1 protein-coding gene is annotated in these 567 nt (G+C 62.1%); it reads left to right on the forward strand.

The features are described 5' to 3' along the window. Nucleotides 1-567 (forward strand): phosphomethylpyrimidine synthase ThiC (locus tag EN750_RS38145; RefSeq protein ID WP_189526854.1); only part of this gene is annotated, 567 nt, incomplete at both ends.

Consider the following 567-nt stretch of genomic DNA (forward strand, 5'->3'; position numbering starts at 1 on the left):
ATCTGTCGACGGGACGCAGCATCCATAACATCCGCGAGTGGATCGTACGCAATGCGCCAGTGCCGATCGGCACGGTGCCTCTCTATCAGGCGCTCGAAAAGGTGGGCGGCATCGCCGAGGACCTGACCTGGGCGGTCTACCGCGACACGCTGATCGAACAGGCCGAACAGGGCGTCGACTATTTCACCATCCATGCCGGCGTGCGGCTGCATTACATCCCGCTTACCGTAGACCGGGTCACGGGCATCGTCTCGCGTGGCGGCTCGATCATGGCCAAATGGTGCCTGCACCATCACCGAGAAAGCTTCCTCTACGAGCATTTCGCGGAGATCTGCGACATCTGCCGCGCCTATGATGTGTCCTTTTCTCTCGGCGACGGCCTTCGTCCGGGCTCGATCGCCGATGCCAATGACGCAGCCCAATTCGCCGAGCTGGAGACGCTCGGCGAGTTGACGAAGATCGCCTGGGCCAAGGATTGCCAGGTGATGATCGAGGGGCCCGGCCACGTGCCGATGCACAAGATCAAGGAGAACATGGACAAGCAGCTCGCAGTGTGCGGCGAGGCGC

Origin of the sequence: Mesorhizobium sp. M7A.F.Ca.ET.027.03.2.1 (assembly GCF_003999175.1) — a bacterium.
Taxonomy (GTDB): Bacteria; Pseudomonadota; Alphaproteobacteria; order Rhizobiales; family Rhizobiaceae; genus Mesorhizobium.